The sequence below is a fragment of the Hasllibacter sp. MH4015 genome (assembly GCF_020177575.1).
Classification (GTDB): Bacteria; Pseudomonadota; Alphaproteobacteria; order Rhodobacterales; family Rhodobacteraceae; genus Gymnodinialimonas.
On record NZ_JAHTBK010000001.1, the window covers coordinates 229,636 to 245,084 of the forward strand.

At 64.9% G+C, this 15,449-nt stretch carries 17 protein-coding genes and 1 tRNA gene; 9 read left to right on the top strand and 9 right to left on the bottom strand.

What is annotated here, in order from left to right:
• Position 1 precedes the first annotated feature (1 nt).
• Together KUW62_RS01320 and KUW62_RS01325 are read left to right on the top strand one after the other, a co-directional pair.
• Positions 2 to 346: a TIGR02300 family protein gene (locus KUW62_RS01320; RefSeq protein ID WP_224813712.1), complete on the top strand. Its 345-nt coding sequence runs from the start codon at positions 2 to 4 to the stop codon at positions 344 to 346.
• A 92-nt stretch (positions 347 to 438) separates the two neighbouring features.
• Positions 439 to 514 (top strand) — tRNA-Ala (locus KUW62_RS01325).
• Positions 515 to 718: 204 nt separating this feature from the next.
• Here KUW62_RS01325 and KUW62_RS01330 read toward each other — a convergent pair.
• A complete protein-coding gene (locus KUW62_RS01330) occupies positions 719 to 2,749 on the bottom strand; it encodes a von Willebrand factor type A domain-containing protein (RefSeq protein WP_224813713.1) in 2,031 nt (676 codons plus the stop codon).
• Positions 2,746 to 3,282: an RNA polymerase sigma factor gene (locus tag KUW62_RS01335; RefSeq protein ID WP_224813714.1), complete on the bottom strand. Its 537-nt coding sequence runs from the start codon at positions 3,280 to 3,282 to the stop codon at positions 2,746 to 2,748. Before KUW62_RS01335 ends, KUW62_RS01330 begins: the two co-directional genes overlap by 4 nt.
• Before the next feature lie 252 nt (positions 3,283 to 3,534).
• Here KUW62_RS01335 and KUW62_RS01340 point away from each other — a divergent pair, with 252 nt between their 5' ends.
• Genes KUW62_RS01340 through KUW62_RS01350 form a run of 3 tightly spaced genes read left to right on the top strand, consistent with a single transcriptional unit; the run spans position 3,535 to position 5,599 of the window.
• Positions 3,535 to 4,458, top strand: a complete 924-nt coding sequence (locus KUW62_RS01340) for a sulfite exporter TauE/SafE family protein (RefSeq protein WP_224813715.1) — start codon at positions 3,535 to 3,537, stop codon at positions 4,456 to 4,458.
• Positions 4,455 to 5,216 carry a TIGR02186 family protein gene (locus KUW62_RS01345; protein WP_224813716.1) on the top strand — a complete coding sequence of 254 codons (762 nt, stop codon included), beginning with the start codon at positions 4,455 to 4,457 and terminating at the stop codon, positions 5,214 to 5,216. The genes KUW62_RS01340 and KUW62_RS01345 overlap by 4 nt, the downstream gene beginning before the upstream one ends.
• On the top strand, positions 5,213 to 5,599 hold the full coding sequence (locus tag KUW62_RS01350; protein ID WP_224813717.1) for a nuclear transport factor 2 family protein: 387 nt from the start codon (positions 5,213 to 5,215) through the stop codon (positions 5,597 to 5,599). The genes KUW62_RS01345 and KUW62_RS01350 overlap by 4 nt, the downstream gene beginning before the upstream one ends.
• A 112-nt stretch (positions 5,600 to 5,711) precedes the next feature.
• On the opposite strand, the gene KUW62_RS01355 is transcribed toward KUW62_RS01350, so the two are convergent.
• From KUW62_RS01355 to KUW62_RS01375, 5 genes are all read right to left on the bottom strand, one after another.
• The gene (locus tag KUW62_RS01355) at positions 5,712 to 6,440 is read right to left on the bottom strand and encodes an SDR family oxidoreductase (protein WP_224813718.1); all 729 of its coding nucleotides are present in this window, start codon (positions 6,438 to 6,440) and stop codon (positions 5,712 to 5,714) included.
• Between the two features lie 28 nt (positions 6,441 to 6,468).
• Entirely contained in the window at positions 6,469 to 8,007 is a 1,539-nt protein-coding gene (locus tag KUW62_RS01360; RefSeq protein ID WP_224813719.1) for an ATP-dependent RecD-like DNA helicase, read from the bottom strand.
• 50 nt (positions 8,008 to 8,057) lie between these two features.
• A complete protein-coding gene (locus tag KUW62_RS01365; protein ID WP_224813720.1) occupies positions 8,058 to 8,363 on the bottom strand; it encodes a hypothetical protein in 306 nt (101 codons plus the stop codon).
• Between the two features lie 184 nt (positions 8,364 to 8,547).
• Positions 8,548 to 9,543, bottom strand: coding sequence for a succinylglutamate desuccinylase/aspartoacylase family protein (locus tag KUW62_RS01370; RefSeq protein ID WP_224813721.1), 996 nt, complete (start codon positions 9,541 to 9,543; stop codon positions 8,548 to 8,550).
• Complete coding sequence (locus KUW62_RS01375; RefSeq protein ID WP_224813722.1) at positions 9,540 to 10,718, bottom strand: M24 family metallopeptidase; 1,179 nt, start codon at positions 10,716 to 10,718, stop codon at positions 9,540 to 9,542. Before KUW62_RS01375 ends, KUW62_RS01370 begins: the two co-directional genes overlap by 4 nt.
• A 356-nt stretch (positions 10,719 to 11,074) precedes the next feature.
• Here KUW62_RS01375 and KUW62_RS01380 point away from each other — a divergent pair, with 356 nt between their 5' ends.
• A complete protein-coding gene (locus KUW62_RS01380) occupies positions 11,075 to 12,445 on the top strand; it encodes an aspartate aminotransferase family protein (protein ID WP_224813723.1) in 1,371 nt (456 codons plus the stop codon).
• On the opposite strand, the gene KUW62_RS01385 is transcribed toward KUW62_RS01380, so the two are convergent.
• Together KUW62_RS01385 and KUW62_RS01390 are read right to left on the bottom strand one after the other, a co-directional pair.
• The gene (locus tag KUW62_RS01385) at positions 12,442 to 12,792 is read right to left on the bottom strand and encodes a Lin0512 family protein (protein ID WP_224813724.1); all 351 of its coding nucleotides are present in this window, start codon (positions 12,790 to 12,792) and stop codon (positions 12,442 to 12,444) included. The genes KUW62_RS01380 and KUW62_RS01385 overlap by 4 nt on opposite strands.
• Positions 12,789 to 13,142, bottom strand: coding sequence for a Lin0512 family protein (locus KUW62_RS01390; RefSeq protein WP_224813725.1), 354 nt, complete (start codon positions 13,140 to 13,142; stop codon positions 12,789 to 12,791). The genes KUW62_RS01385 and KUW62_RS01390 overlap by 4 nt, the downstream gene beginning before the upstream one ends.
• 182 nt (positions 13,143 to 13,324) lie before the next feature.
• Here KUW62_RS01390 and KUW62_RS01395 point away from each other — a divergent pair, with 182 nt between their 5' ends.
• The 3 genes from KUW62_RS01395 to KUW62_RS01405 are packed head-to-tail and all read left to right on the top strand — an operon-like array spanning position 13,325 to position 15,420.
• Positions 13,325 to 13,960 carry a DUF4178 domain-containing protein gene (locus tag KUW62_RS01395; RefSeq protein ID WP_224813726.1) on the top strand — a complete coding sequence of 212 codons (636 nt, stop codon included), beginning with the start codon at positions 13,325 to 13,327 and terminating at the stop codon, positions 13,958 to 13,960.
• Entirely contained in the window at positions 13,957 to 15,234 is a 1,278-nt protein-coding gene (locus KUW62_RS01400; protein ID WP_224813727.1) for a DUF4178 domain-containing protein, read from the top strand. Before KUW62_RS01395 ends, KUW62_RS01400 begins: the two co-directional genes overlap by 4 nt.
• Positions 15,235 to 15,240: 6 nt before the next feature.
• Entirely contained in the window at positions 15,241 to 15,420 is a 180-nt protein-coding gene (locus tag KUW62_RS01405) for a hypothetical protein (RefSeq protein WP_224813728.1), read from the top strand.
• The last annotated feature ends 29 nt before the right edge of the window (positions 15,421 to 15,449 follow it).

The window sequence follows — 15,449 nt, forward strand, 5'->3', positions numbered from 1 at the left end:
TATGCCCAAAGAGGAATGGGGCGTTAAGCGCGTCTGTCCGACGACTGGAAAGCGGTTCTACGATATGGGGCGGACCCCGATCGTCAGCCCGTATACTGGCGAAACCGTCGTGCTTGAAACCGGCAAGGGCGGGGCGCAGAGCCTTGTCGCCGACAAATCCGCCGCCCGCGCCAAGGAAGCGGAGACGGAGGAAGAGGATCTGGTCCTCGACGACGATATCGACATCGAAGACGATGACGATGCCGACCTGCCCGATGACGACGTGCTGGACGACGATGATGACGAGGATACCGTCGCATTGGACGATCTGGCCGATGTTGCCGCCGAAGGCAGCGACGACGATTGATCCGGCGGATGGCCGGGGGAAATGCGCCGCTCGCGGGTGATGGATTTTTCACTTGCACGGCGCGCGACCCGGCCTTACACCGCCACCTCGATGGGGCCTTAGCTCAGCTGGGAGAGCGCCTGCATGGCATGCAGGAGGTCAGCGGTTCGATCCCGCTAGGCTCCACCAAGCGCCTTTTCACAGGGTGAAAAGCGCGGGACCCGTAAGGGTATTTTCGACTGAAACGTGTCTCGAACCGCCAGCAGTCGAAACAAGACAGCTTTCAGGTCATGCAACGATGTGGAGATAGGTCTACGCCGGACCGTCTCGTTCGACCGCAATCCCGCCGCTTGAGCGCCCCGGCGACCGCAAGCGGATCGCCGGGCGCGCATGTCATTCGCCGGACAGGCTTTGCGCCAGGCGCATCAACTGCACCGCTTCCTGCCGGTAGCCGAATTCATCCGCGCCGCGATTGGCATTGGCCAGAGCGATCGCCTCCGCATATCCCCAATCGCCCAGGAAGTCGCTGCCGCGCAGAAGCTGGCCGAAGCCCGCGATGGCGGCGGCGAATTGGGCCTCCGTTCCCGGCTCCGACGCGGTGGCGGGGATGGCGAAATCGACCAATTGGCTCTCCTCCGCGCCCGGCTCTTTCCAGCGGAGCGATATGAAGCCCAATTCGTCGCCAAACTCCGTCTCCGCCCCGTCATCAGCGGCATAGCGCAGCGGCGCGACCAATGTGGCGGGGGAGCCTACGGGCGTGACCTCGTAGATCGCCGTCACCGAATGGCCCGCGCCCAATTCGCCCGCATCCACGGCATCATTGGCGAAATCCTCGCGCGCCAGGGCGCGGGTCTCGTACCCGATCAGGCGGTATTCGGCGATCACCTCGGGATTGAATTCCACCTGCACCTTCAGATCGTCGGTGATGGGGAAAAGCGCCCCGGCCAGTTGATCGACCAGCACCCGCTGCGCCTCGTGCAACGTGTCGATGTAGGAGGCCGTTCCGTTGCCGTTCTGGGCCAATGCCTGCATCGTGTCGTCTTGCAGATTGCCGCGCCCGAAGCCCAGAACCGACAGGTAGATCCCGGTCTCGCGCTGGTCGCTGATGTAATCCTCCAAGGCCGTCGGATCGCTGATCCCGACGTTGAAATCCCCATCGGTGGCCAGCAGAACGCGGGACACTTCGCCGTCTTCCGTCATCTCGGCGGCCAGATCATAGGCCGCCTGCAAGCCACCCACGCCATTGGTCGACCCGCCCGCCTGCAACGCCGTCAGCGCGGCAGAGATCGTGGCCGTGTCACTGGCCGATGTCGGCTCCAACGCCACACCGGCGGACCCGGCATAGGTCACGATGGCGACCTGATCCTCGGGGTTCAGCCGGTCCAGCATCAGCCGGAAGGACTGGATCAGCAGCGGCAGCTTGGCGGGGTCATTCATCGACCCGGACGTGTCGATCAGGAAGACCAGGTTGAGGGCCGGGCGATCCTCGATCACGGGCAATTCCCCCTGGATGCCGATATGGACAAGCTGCGTGTCGGGGTTCCACGGGGTTGCGAACACCTCCACCGTTGGCCGGAACGGGCTGACGTCGCCGTCGTCGGGCGTCGGGTAATCATAGGGGAAGTAATTCACCATCTCCTCGATCCGCACGGCGTCCGGCGCGGGCAATTGCCCGCGGTTCAAGCTGGAGCGCAGCAGCGCATACGATGCCGTGTCCACATCGATCGAAAAGGTGGAGACTGGGTTTTCCGCCACTACGCGCAGGGGGTTGTCATCGGCGTTGGCGAATTCCTCGGTCACCGGGGGCGGCGGGGCAAGCACGTCCCGCGGCTGCTGGATCACCGCAAGCGGAGCGGACGACGGCGCAATGACGCCGCCGAAATTTCTGGCCCCGTCCTGAATGATTGCGGCACTATTGCCGGGGTTGATGATGGGGCTGTTCTCCGCCCCGAATTGCTCTGGCGTGGGTGCCGCCGGCACGACCTCCTGATCCGCCGCGACGACGCCGCGCAACTCTGGCGCCTCTCCGCTCTGGGGTTCGACCACTTCATCAAGGTCTGCCAAGGGCGCTTCGGCTCGATCCTCCAACACGACGGGCTCGATGGTGGGGGCCATGACACCCTGCGGGCCGCGCAAGATCTCCTGCCCCTGGGGGCTGAGGAAAAGGAAACCCACGGCGACGAGGGCGGTGGTGGCGGTCAATGCGCCGGTGGTCTTGGTCATGATCATGTCAAATACTCCTGCGAAAAATCCCCGTTTGTCCGGGGTCACAGAGCTTTGACGGGCGCGCATCCGCGTTTCTTGGGTCGCATCGAAATTTGCCTGTGCGCGAGCCAGAACCTCGGCACGCCGCGCCGCGTCCGGGGCGGGCGTGGCCGCCTGCATCGCGGCCTTCAGATCGTGCAATTCATCGCGGGAGGTCATTGTGCCTCCTCCTTCTCTCTCATTTCGCGCAGCTTCTTCCTGGCTTCGGCCACCCGCCACGAAATCGTGCCTTCGCTCACATCCATGATCTGCGCGACCTCCGCATGGGTCAGGTCGTCCAGCACCAGCGCCAGGGTGTCGCGCAAGCTGGGCGACAAATCGGCCATGGCGCGGGTCAGCCAATCAAGCCCTTCGCGCGCCTCGATGGCGCTGGCCTGCCGGTCGACTTCCCAATCGCCCCAACCCTCCGTCGCGCGCCCGTAGCTGGCGGCGCGGCGGCGCCTGTCATGGGCCGCATTGACCGCCACGCGAAAGAGCCACGTCGTGACCTTGGCGCGGCGCTGGTAACCGGCCAGCTTTCCCGGCAGGGCGAGGCAGATGTCCTGGGTCAGATCCTCCGCCTCCGCGCGGCTGCCGGTCAGGCGAAAGCACAGCGCGAAAAGGCGGTCATAGCACCGCTCCAGCAACAGCCCGAAGGCCGTGCCATCCCCGCCCGCGGCGGCCTCGGCCAGATCCTCATCACTCACGTTCATGCGCATCTCATACAATAGGACGGCCCTGCGTGGGCGATCCTTGGGTCCGACAATGAAACTTTTTTCGACAGGACGGTCTTGAGGGCTCCAAGCGTAAATGAGACCAGAATTCTCATTTATCTGCGGAAGATTTCACCGTGTCCGCGCCGGATCGCGGCGTTCCAACGGCCCGTGGCCGCGAACGTGACGCAATTGCCAAAGGGCAAACCGCGCGCTAAAGCGAGCGCAATCCAGCACAAGGCCGCTTCCGACATGCAAATCTACCTGCCCATTGCCGAGGTGAGCGTGAACGCGTTCCTTCTGTTGGGTCTGGGCGGTCTGGTCGGCGTCCTGTCGGGCATGTTCGGGGTCGGCGGCGGTTTCCTGATGACGCCGCTTCTGTTCTTCATCGGCATCCCCCCCGCCGTGGCCGTCGCGACGGAGGCGAACCAGATCGTTGCCTCCTCTTTCTCCGGCGTCCTGGCCCATTTCAAACGAAAGACCGTCGATCTCAGGATGGGCCTGGTCTTGCTTGTGGGTGGCCTGATCGGGGCTGCCATAGGGGTGCAGGTCTTCGCGGCGCTCACCGCCATCGGGCAGGTCGATCTGCTGGTGCGGCTTTGCTATGTGGTGTTCCTCGGGATCATCGGCGGGCTGATGTTCTTCGAGAGCCTCAACGCGATCCGCAAGGCGCGCAGCGCGGGCGGCGTGGTGCCGCCCAAGCGGCGGCAGCGGGGCTGGATCGACGCGCTGCCCTTCAAGATGCGGTTCCGGACCTCGGGGCTCTACATCTCCGTCATTCCCCCGCTCGTCGTGGGCCTGTTCGTCGGCGTCCTTGCGGCAATCATGGGCGTGGGCGGCGGCTTCATCATGGTGCCCGCGATGATCTATCTTCTGGGGATGCCCACGAAGGTCGTGGTCGGCACGTCGCTGTTCCAGATCATCTTCGTGACCGGCTTTGCCACGCTGATGCACGCCACCACGAACTATACCGTCGACATGGTGCTGGCGGTCCTGTTGCTGGTCGGCGGGGTGATCGGGGCGCAGATCGGGGCGCGGATCGGCACCCGGCTGAAGGCGGAGCAGTTGCGCATCCTTCTGGCGATCATGGTCCTTGCGGTCTGCGGCAAGCTGGCCTTCGATCTGCTGGTCATGCCGTCGGAACTCTACTCCCTCGGCGACGGGGCAGGGCATTGAAGCGCGCCGCGCTCCTTCTGCTGGCGGGGATTCTCGCGCTGGTGACGCCCGCATCGTCGGAAACCGTCGTGGCGGGGTTGAGCCGGAACGCCATCAACATCACCGCCAATTTTGAGGGTTCCGAGATCCTGATCTTCGGCGCGGTCAGCCGCAACGCCCCCGCCCCCCAGGGCGCGCCGTTGGAGGTGATCGTGACGGTGGAAGGCCCGTCGTTGCCCGTCGCCGTGCGCCGCAAGGACCGCCGCTTCGGCATCTGGGTCAATACCGACGCGATCGAGGTGGACGCCGCGCCGTCCTTTTACGCGGTGAACACGACCTCCCCGTTCGGGAACGTCATCACGCAGACCGAGGATCTGCGCCACCAGGTGTCCATCCCCCGCGCGATCCGTGCCGTCGGGATCGGCGTGGAGGACGGGGAATCCTTCACCGACGCGCTGATCCGCATCCGCGAGGCCGCCGACCTCTACCAGCTGAACGAAGGCGGCGTGACCCTGCGCGACGAGACATTGTTCGACACATCCGTTCAACTCCCCGCGAACCTGGTTGAAGGCGACTACCGCACGCGCATATTCTTGACCCGTGGCGGCGTCGTGATCGACGTCTACGAGCAGGATATCGCAGTGCGGAAAGTCGGATTGGAACGGTTCATCTACAATCTCGCCCATGATCGGCCCCTGGTCTACGGCATCATGTCGTTGGCCATTGCCATCCTGGCGGGGTGGCTGGCCTCTGCCGTTTTCCGCTACATCCGCACGTGAGCGCCCAGGCCCAGAAAGTCGTGCGCGCATTCTGGAAAGCGATGGCCACCAATGATTTCCACGCCGCAAGCCTCTACCTGACCGAGGATTTTCGCCTGCAATGGCCCCAATCGGGCGAGATGATCGAAGGGCGGGAGAATTTCGCGACGCTGAATACCGAATACCCCTCCAGCGGGCCCTGGACCTTCGATCTGCGCCGCATCGTCGGAGAGGGCGACCAGATCGTAACCGAGGTTGGGGTCGGCAACGGGGAAGTCCGGGCCACCGCGCTGACCTTCCACACCGTGCGCGGCGACCTGATCGCGCTCCAGCGGGAATTCTGGCCCGACCCGTTCGAGGCGCCGGAATGGCGCGCGCAATGGGTGCGGATGCCCGACGCGTGAGTCCTTTCGAAGATCGGGGGGCGCTGCCCCCGCCTGCGGCCCGTAAGGCCACAGCCTCCCCCGAGGTATTTTCGAAGCAAAGAGGGGCGGGCGCGTTAACCTTAACGATGGTTCAGCCGCGGCCCACATAGGGCATGTTCGTCGCCAGAACGGTCTGGAACAGGACATTGGCGCTCAGCGGCATATCGGCCATGTGCAGGACGGATCGCGCGGCCTCGGCCACATCCATCATCGGCATCAGCGGCTTGCCCTCCGCGACCAGCTTGTCGTTCAGGCGATCCACAAGCTCCGTCCGGGCGTTGCCGATGTCGATCTGTCCGGCGGCGATGTTGAACGTGCGACCGTCGAGGCTGAGCGTCTTGGTCAGGCCGGTCACGCCATGTTTCGTGGTGGTGTAACAGACCGAACCTTCACGCGGAGTATGGGCCGAGAGCGAGCCGTTGTTGATGATCCGCCCGCCTTGGGGGTCCTGGGCGCGCATCTGGGCAAACGCGGCGCGCGCGGTGTTGAACATGCCGGTCAGGTTCACGGCAAGGCTGTTGTGCCAATCGGCGGGATCAATCTCGTCGATCGTGCCCTGCGGCGTGAAGATGCCCGCATTGTTGAACACGGCATCCAGCCGCCCCCAAGCCCGCGCGACCTGCGCCACCGCGCCCTCGACCTGCGCCAGATCGGTGACGTCGCCCGCGATGGGCAAGGCATCGGGCCGGTTCCGGGCCACGTCCTCCAGCATCTCCGCCCGACGTGCAAACAACGCCACGCGCCAGCCGCTGTCCAGGAACATCTCCGCCGTGGCACGGCCAATGCCGGAACTGGCCCCGGTGATGAGAATGGTTTTCATGGGCGATCCTCCCTCGGACAACGTGATCTCATGGCGCGGTGCTATCGGGCTCGGGGGCAAGCTCCAGCGGCGCTGTCTTGACCTCCAGCTCGTCGATCCCAAGCGACGCTTCGGGGCGGGAGAGCATGTAGCGCGTGACCCAGATCAGCCGCTCCTCGGCGCGCGTGATGGCGACATAGGCCAGCCGCTTCCACAACGCCTGACCGGCCTCCATCCGTCCGGCACGCGACGCGGCGTAGAGATCGGGTGCAAACACCTGCACCTGCGGCCATTGGGAGCCTTGCGCCTTGTGGATCGTGACCGCAGCGCCGTGCAGGAACGCGGCCCCCATGCGCGCGGCGAAGGGCAGGAACGGCTCCTCCTCGCCGGGCTTTTCGATCTTGACGATGGACGCGGCGGAAAAGCGGGGCGTATCGGCCCCGATCACGTGCAGGCGCGAGAAGCCGGGCCGGTTGCCGGGGCCCAGATAGATCACCGGCGCCCCCTTTATCAGCCCCCGCGCCTCAAGGTCGATGCGCTTCTTGCGGTGCTTCATGGGCAACTCGATCCCGTCGCAGATCAAGGGCTCGCCGGGCAGCATTTCGTCATCGCTGGCCCCGAAAGCGCCGCGAAAGGCCTGGATCAGGCGGATGCGCGTGGCATTGCGCCAGACCAGCACGGGGGAGCGTGCCATCATGTCGGAATTGGCCCGCGGGCTGAGTTGCACGCGGTCATCGCGCGCCGCCGCGTCTTCGATCATCCGCTCGAAATCTGAAAATTCCAACTGCGGATCGCCGAGCGCATGAGCCAGGTCGAGGATCGGATTGTCCGCATCCTGGCGGTGGACACGGCCCAGATGCATCAGGTTGTCGCCCTTGAAGCGGTCGAACACCATCTCTCCCGACTGACCCACCGGGGCGAGCTGCGCCGGATCGCCGAAGAGGACGAGAACCGGAAAGATCTCCTTGAGGTCCTGGAATTGCTTATCATCGAGCATGGAGGATTCGTCGATCAACCCGATGTCGAGCGCATCTTCCCGGCGTTTCCAGCCGGTGATGAAATCCGATCCGCGCAGGCCCGCAGATGCCAAGGCGGCTGGCACGGATTTGTGCGCGTCATAGACCTGCTTGGCGCGGTCCAGAGCCACATCGGTCAGCGCCTCGATCGTCGGGCGCTCGCCCTGACCGGCCAGCCATTCCGCGACCTTCTCGAATTCCGGGTCATAGACGGGGGTATAGAGGATGCGGTGGATCGTGGTGGCCGGCACACCGCGATTGCGCAGGACCGATGCGGCCTTGTTGGTGGGCGCAAGCACCGCCACCGTGCGCCGATCCTTGCGCCGCTTACCCTCCCAATCGCCGGAGATGATGTCGACACCGGATTTCTCCAGCGCTTTCACCAGTTCCGCCAGCAGCAGCGTCTTGCCCGACCCGGCCTTGCCCGTCACGGCCAGAACCGCGCCCTTGCCCTCGGCGGCGGGGGTGATCGTTTCCGCGTCGATGTCCACGCCCATGTCGCGCAAGACTTCCGCGATGCGGTCATGGGCCTGCGCCTGATCGTCGGAGAAGGTGGGGGTGAGGGTGGCCATGGGCCGACCCTAAGGGAGAATTGGGGGGAGGTGAATCGAAAGCGGACAGGTCAGAGTGCCAAATCACGCAAGGTGACGGGGCGGGTCGGGTTTTCGCGCGCCTCATGGGCCTCCGCCACCTCCGCGAGGGTCAGGGCGAAGCCGCTTGCAAGCGCTGCATCGGCGCGTGCGGGGGCATTGCCGTTGAACGTGTCCCGGATGACCCGATCGGCGCTCAGCAGGGCGTGGATCAGTGCGATCACCCGCGCCTCTGGTACTGCGCTGCGCAGATGCATCGCAAGGGTCAGCGCGTCACTGTCGGGTTGCATGACGGCGTGCAGCACGTGTTCGAGAAGCTGTTCGGTCTCGGGTCGCATGATTATCCGGGCGGCAAGGTCGCGGGTTGATCGAGAGAAGGGGGAGACCGGATTTCTTCCGCCATGGCCGCGTTCAACGGCGTCTGCGCAATGCGCGCCCGAGCGATAGCGTGCGCCGCCGGGGCCGCGCAAGTGCCGCTCCGGAAACAGACAATTCGAAACAAAGGGTTAACGGTATACAGGCTCAGGTGAAATCGAGTGGCCCGCCATCGGTGCCGATCACGAACGCGCAATCGCCCGGCTTGATCAGGCCCGGAACATGGCGGGCCGCGATAAGGCCGGGGCGCTGGGCATGGATGGCTTTGCGGACAGTCTGCATGTCGTTGATGTCGTAGATATGGGCCAGCGGCTGGTGGTGTTCGACCGTATCCCCCAACGCCACCTTGGGATGAAGCAGCCCGCCATGGGTGGCGAAGTGGAATCCGTCCGGGTCCGACAGGTCCAGTGCGCGCGATGGTCGTGGCGCATAGGGCCAATCGTAAATGCCGTGGAAGGCGAGCGCGCGCCGCAGACCTGAAATCGCGATCTCAGCGCTTTGGAATGTGGCCGTTCCCCCGCCCCCCAGCTCCGTCGTCACGAAGGTCTTGCCGGCCCGTTCCGCCGCGCCATCCAGCATACCGGTATCGTCGATCTCCCTCAGGCGGGCGGTGTAGGGTGCGGAAAAGGCGCGTGCGGCACTGGCGCAACGATGATCCTGCTCGGCATCGTCGAGGATGTGGCTCACCGCCATCGGCAGGAAATCCAGCGTCTTGCCGCCGGAATGGATGTCGATGATCAGATCGGATTGCGGGATCAGGTGATCGTTCACGAAGGCGGCGATCTTGCGCGTGATCGTACCCGACGCCTCTCCCGGAAAGGCGCGGTTGAGGTTCACGCCGTCGATGGGCGAGGTGCGCGTGGCGGCCATGAAAGCGGGCGTGTTGAGATAGGGGATCGCGATCAGGCGACCCAGGATCGTCTCCGGTTCGGCCGCGTCGATCAGGTGGCGAATGGCAATCGGCCCCTCATATTCGTCGCCGTGATTGCCCCCGATCACCAGTGCCGTGTCGCCGGACCGCGTGCCGTTTACCACCACGATCGGCACCATCACGTGGCCCCACGCGCTGTCATCGGCGGAATGGGGCAGGCGGATATGGCCGTAATGCTTGCCCGGCGCGTCGATATCGAAGGTGAGGGTCATTTCACGAAGACCTCGCGCGGCAGGTTGGACAGGCACTCATGCCCCGTTTCGGTGATCAGGATCGGCTCGGTAATCTCGATCCCGCCATCCTCTAGCCAAAGCGCGGGCATGAAATGGAAGGTCATGCCTGGTTGCAGAACGGTCGTATCCCCGCGCCGGAAGGACATGGTTCGCTCCCCCCAATCGGGCGGGTAGCTGAGGCCGATGGCATATCCGGTGCGGCTGTCCTTCTCGAACCCCAGCGCGTTGAGCGTGCCGTTGAACGCATTGGCGACATCCTCGCAGGTCTGGCCCGGCTTGGCCTGTTCCAGCGCCTTGTGTGTCGCCTCCAAAACCGCCTTCTCCGCCTCCGCGAAATGGGCGGGCTTGTGGCCAAGAAACAGGGTACGGGATTGCGGGCAATGGTAGCGGCGGAAAACGCCCGCGATCTCGAAGAACGTGGCCTCCCCCTCCTGCATCGGCTTGTCGTCCCAGGTCAGGTGCGGGGCGGTGGCGTCCATGCCGGAGGGGGTCAAGGGAACGATGGCGGGGTAATCGCCCCAAGCCTCGTCCACGCCAAGCACGGAGCTGCGCAGGATTTCGGCCACCAGATGATGTTTCGGCAAGCCCGGTTCCGCGACCTCAAGGATGCGTTTGTGCATCGCCTCCACGATCTTCGCGGCCTTTCGCATCCGGTCGATCTCGGCCTCCGACTTCACGGCGCGTTGCCAATTCACGAGGCCGGTCGCGTCCACGAATTGCGTGTCGGGCAGGTGCTGGAGCATCGTCTGGTGGGCGGCGGCGGAGTAATAGTAATTGTCCAGCTCCACGCCCACGCGCGTGCCGGACCCGCCACGCCGCCGGATCAGGTCGGCAAGCGTCTCGTGCGGGTGCTTGGCGGGGTTCTGCACGAAGGTATCGTCGTAACCGATGACGTGATCGTCGGGCATGTAGACGGTCCTGAGCGCGCCGAGCCCGTCCATCGCGCGCCCCCACCACAAAGGCAGGCCCGTGGGCGGGACGATGACCGCCTGGTGCACGTAGAACGACCATCCGTCATATCCGGTCAGCCACGCCATGTTCGACGGATCGGTGACGATCAGCCATTCGGCATCGGCGGCCGCCATCGCTTCTCGCGTCTTGGTGAGGCGGGCGGCGTATTCCTGGGACGAGAAATTCGGGATGCGGTCGGGCATGGGGCTCTCCTGTCGGGGAGCAACGTTGCCGAGGGGGGCGGCTGCGTCCAGTCCCTTTGCGAGGTTGGCCCCCGGACCGGAATCAAGGCCGCAGGCCGCCGGTCCATCGCCGACACGCCCCCCGGGGCGGCGATTTTTCTGGTCGGGTACGCCGCTCATTCATGCAGGAAGGACTTGGCGACCATAAATCGCCATTAATCGACGCGCACCCGCCACCCCGCGTGTCGGCGATCGACCGGCTCGACGTCCGAACCCGCACCTCGGTCCGGGGAGGCTTGAAGGCGGACCGACCTTGCGCCGCGATAATCGGCTGTTAGCCTGCCGCCACCACGCCCCGAACCCGGAAGGCTCCTGCCATGCTGACGAACGACCAACTCGACAAATGGGACCGCGACCATTTCTTCCACCCCTCCACCCACCTGGGCCAGCATTCAAGGGGTGAGGCGCCGGGCCGTATCATCCAGACGGCGGAGGGATGCTGGATCACCGACCGTGACGGCAACCGGATGCTCGATGCCTTCGCGGGCCTGTATTGCGTCAATATCGGCTACGGGCGGCAGGAAGTGGCCGAGGCCATTGCCGATCAGGCGCGCGAACTGGCCTATTACCATTCCTATGTCGGCCACGGGACGGAGGCGTCCGTCACCCTGTCGCGGATGATCGCGGAACGCGCGCCCGAGGGCTTGAACCGGGTTTATTTCGGGCAGGGCGGCTCGGACGCGAACGAGACGAACATCAAGCTTGTCTGGTACTACAATAACATCCTCGGGCGGCCCGAGAAGAAGAAGATCATCTCGCGCTGGCGCGGCTATCACGGCTCGGGCCTGATGAGCGGCTCGCTCACCGGGCTCAGCCTGTTCCACAAGAAATTCGACCTGCCCCTCGACACCGTGCGCCACACCACCGCGCCCTATTACTTCCAGCGCGCGGATGAAAGCCAGGGCGAGGCGGACTTCGTCGCCCAATGTGCCGCTGATTTGGAGGATTTGATCGCTGCCGAAGGGGCCGACACCATCGCCGCCTTCATCGCGGAGCCGGTGATCGGGACCGGCGGCATCGTCCCGCCGCCCGAGGGCTATTGGGAGGCGATCCAGCCGATCCTGAAGGCGCACGACATTTTGCTGATCGTGGACGAGGTCATCACCGGCTTCGGGCGTCTGGGCGCGATGTTCGGGTCCCCGCTTTTCGGGCTGGAGCCGGACATCATGACCATCGCCAAGGGCCTGACCAGCGCCTATGCCCCGCTCTCGGGCTCCGTCGTACATGACCGCGTGTTCGAGGTTCTGGCGCGCGGCACGGACGAAAACGGCCCGCTTGGCCATGGCTGGACCTATTCCGCCCACCCCATCGGCGCGGCGGCCGGGGTCGCCAACCTGAAGCTGCTCGACAGCCTGGGACTGGTAGACAACGCCGCATCGGTCGGCCCCTACCTGACGCAATCCATGGCCGAGGCGATGGCGGATCATCCCCACTTGGGCGAGGTGCGCGGGATCGGCATGTTGACGGCATTGGAACTGGTCAAGACGCACGGCACGCGGGACGGCTTCGATCCTGCCGACAAGATCGTGCCGCAGATCGTGGCCGCCATGGCAAGGCGCGGGGTGATCGCGCGCGCGATGCCCCAGGCCGATATCGTCGGCTTCGCCCCGCCGCTGTGCCTTACGCGGGCCGAGGCCGATACCATCGTCTCGGCAACCCGCGACAGCGTGGCAGAGATCCTGGGCTAGCCCGCGCCCTGATAGGGCAGGAACGCCTCCACCGCCGCCGACGCGATGACCAGCACCTTGCCGGTGTCGGGGTTGGTGACGTCCAGCCCGCCGAAGACCGCCGCGACGCTGGCATTGCCCCTTGGTAACCGGTCCGCCAACGCCTCGCAATCCACCCGCTCGGGTGCCTGCACGCCGATCGTGACCTGCACGCGCATCTCCGAATGGGGCAGACCCGTCGCCTCGAAAAGCGGGATCGCGGAATGGCGGATCGCGTCCTCGATCGCGCGGGCGGCGGCCTTGGTGTAATCCTGCCCGTATTGGTCGTTGCCCATTCCCATCTCGATGATGAACCGCTGGTCACTCATGTCGCCGCCTCCTTCAGGTCCAGCGCCACTGAAATCGCGACATTGGCGATGACCGTGGGATTTCCGCCATCCGTCCTCGGCACGTCCAGCCCGCCGCGCACCGGTCTCACCTCGATCTGGCCGTAGGGAAAGATCGCGGCCAGCGCGTCGCAATCCACGGCATCGGGGTCCTGAACGCCCACCTCTACCGTGATCCGCATCTCCGCCTTGTCCATCCCGTAAAGCTCGGCCAGGTTGATCGAATTGTGCCACAGCGCATCCTTCACCGCTCGGGTCGCCGCCCCGGTGTAATCCTGCCGCCTGAGCGAGGCGCCCATACCAAACTCCGTCAGCAATCGTTTCACGGCCATGGCATCCTCCCTCCGTCCGCAATTTGCGCCAACCTAAGGCGCGCGCCCGCCCCTTGGCCAGAGCGCACCGGGGGAACCCCCGTCGCGGCTTCCCCCTTTACGGCCCCGTCCCGCGGCGGCTAGGGTCAGGCCATTGAATTTCGCATGACTTTTCGCGCACTGACCGCAGACCACAGGCCCCGATGAACGACACCCATGTCACCTGCCCGAATTGCGGATACGGATTTGAAAACCTCCGCAAATCAACGCGGATGTTCGACTGCCCGTCCTGCGACACAACCCTGTTCCGGGAGGCCGACGCCATCGCACAGATCGGCCGGAACGGGGAAATGCACGATTATCCCATGCTCCTCTCCCTCAACGACACTGTCACATCGGAAGGCTCCAAATACACGGTCGTGGGCCACGCGCGTTACGATTACGGGCGTGGTACCTGGGATGAGATGTATGCCGAGAATGCGCAAGGGCAGGGCGTGTGGATCTCCATCGACGAGGGCGACGTCGTCGTACAGCACCCCTATGACGGCAATGCCGGACCCAGGCGCAGCGATCCCGCCGCCATCGGCGAACGGATCAGCTACCAGGGCCGCGACTACATCGTGACGGAGGCCGATACCGCCACCTGCATCGCCGTGCGAGGGCAATTCCCGGAACTGGTGCAGGTTGGCGACGGGCATTACTTCCTCAACGCCTCCGGTCCGTCCGGGCAACTCCTGTCGGGCGAATTCTGGGAAGGTGGCCACAAATGGTACGAAGGTGTGTGGAAGGACCCCTTCTCCCTGAAGGTTGACCGCGCCCATGGGGGAAGTGGACGATGACCGCATCCCATGGCCTGTCCTCCATCAATTGTACGTCCTGCGGTGCGGGCCTGTCTGTTCTGGGCGGCGGGCGCGTGCTCAGCCATGTCTGCGGCTATTGCGGCGCGGTGCTTGACACCCAGGACAATTACAAGGTCCTCGACAGTATCGGAAAGCGGAACCACCCCGCCAGCCCCGTGCAAATCGGCCAGACCCTCAATGTGGACGGCGTGGACTTCACCGTGATCGGGACGCTGGGCATCGTGGAACGCTATGGCGGGCGGGTCTGGAAATGGGTGGAGCATCAGATTTTCTCTCCCACCCACGGCTACCTCTGGCTGAACGTGGAAGACGGCAACCTGACCTTCACGCGCAAGGTCCGTGATTTCAACATGCAGCATTGGCTGAGTTCCTCGACGGTGGAGCGCTCGGAAACCCCGCCGCGGCGCAGCTACAAGGGCGAGACCTACAAATACTACGACAGCGCCGTGACCGAAATCGACTTCATGGAAGGCGAATTCAACTGGGTCCCGAAACTGGGTGAGAAGAAAGAGGTCGTGAACCTGCTTGGCCCCGACGGAATGCTCGGCCTCGTGAAATCGCAGACGGAGCGGGAGGTGGAGCTCACGCGTCTTCTGCCCCGCGCGGAAACGGCGCGCGATCTGGGCTTCGACGAAAGCGCGTTGGGCACGGCCAGCCCGCATCCGCTGGCGCCCTATCTCGCCTGGCCGGAGGAAGGGTTCCTGCGCCGGGCGCTTGCCGTCACGGCGCTTGTGGCGTTGGTCCTGGGGCTGGCCTTCATGTTCAACTCTGGCCGCAACATCCTGACGACGCAGGCGGTTGATGTCGCCTCCCTCCCCGCGAGTTTCGAGTTCGACGTGACCAACACCGCGCAACTGGCCCGGCTGGAATTCCGCACCAATTTCAACAACCAATGGGCGTCCTTCGCGGCCGAAGTGCTCGGGCCCGACGGGGAACCTGTGGTCGCGGGCGCGCGGGCGATCTCCTACTATTCCGGGCGCTCTGGCGGTGAAAGCTGGTCCGAAGGCAGCCGCAGCGGCAATTTCCGCTTCCGCCCCGGCACCGAAGGCACCCACCGGGTGCGCCTGGAATTGATGGAAAGCTCCGCCACCCCGCCCACCGGCACCGTGCAATTACGCGTGGCCCAGGGCAAGCCGACCGCGTTCTGGCTCTTCGTATTGGCGGGGCTTTCGGCCATCGGATACGTCATCGTGCGCGGGCGAAAGTCCGTCCACGAATCCCGCCGTTTCGCGGGTTCGGATTGGAGTGATTGAGACGCCATGACGCCCATTAGACTGATCATCATCGGCGGTTCCGTCGTGGCCCTTCTGGGCGCGGGATACCTGTCCTATTACGGCGTCGGTCGCGAAAGCCGCGACCTGGCCGCTTCCACCCAATCGATCCGCACCGGATCATCCGGCACCGGGGGCGGCTTTGCCGCATTCGGTCGGATCAAGTAACGCCCCTCGGCAAAAGGAGCCCTTGCCCC